Annotated in this window: 1 protein-coding gene; it reads right to left on the bottom strand. The window is 48.0% G+C overall.

Going from position 1 to position 627, the window contains the following annotated elements; genetic code table 11:
• Positions 1-627, bottom strand: a 627-nt coding sequence (locus tag MM213_RS20770; protein ID WP_241414792.1) for an HYR-like domain-containing protein, incomplete at both ends; no start/stop codon positions are given.

Genomic DNA, 627 nt, shown 5'->3' with positions numbered 1-627 from the left:
CAAGCTACGGTTGCTGAGCCGTTCAATGGCATTGTCACCACAGGTGCTTCGATCGTGTAGGTAAAGGTCCAGATGTACTCTTCTCCGGCACAGTCTGTATAAGTGTAGGTATAAACTTTCGTACCCTCACAGGCAGGGTCATCACTTACACTTGTCAAAGTTGGAACGATGGTTCTGCCACAGTTGTCCGTAACCTCTGGCGCTGTCGGTTCTACCGCATCATCCGCACAGGCTACAGTAGCTGAACCGTTCAATGGCATTGTCACCACAGGTGTCTCTATCGTGTAGGTATATGTCCAGGTGTACTCTTCTCCGGCACAGTCTGTATACGTGTAGGTATAAACTTTCGTGCCTTCACAGTCAGGGTCATCACTTACATTTGTCAAGGTTGGAACGATGGTTCTGTCACAGTTGTCAGTAACTGTAGGGGCATTCGGTTCTACCGCATCATCCACACAAGCTACGGTTTCTGATCCGTTCAACGGCATTGTCACCACAGGTGTCTCTATCGTGTAGGTAWAKGTCCAGATGTACTCTTCTCCGGCACAGTCTGTATAAGTATAGGTATAAACTTTCGTRCCYTCACAGGCAGGATCTTCGCTTATACTCGTCAAAGTTGGAACAATG

Source organism: Belliella alkalica, from assembly GCF_022549785.1.
GTDB classification, from domain to species: Bacteria; Bacteroidota; Bacteroidia; order Cytophagales; family Cyclobacteriaceae; genus Belliella; species Belliella alkalica.
The sequence above is the reverse complement of the archived record's forward strand: the minus strand, read 5'-3'. Positions and strand labels throughout refer to the sequence as shown.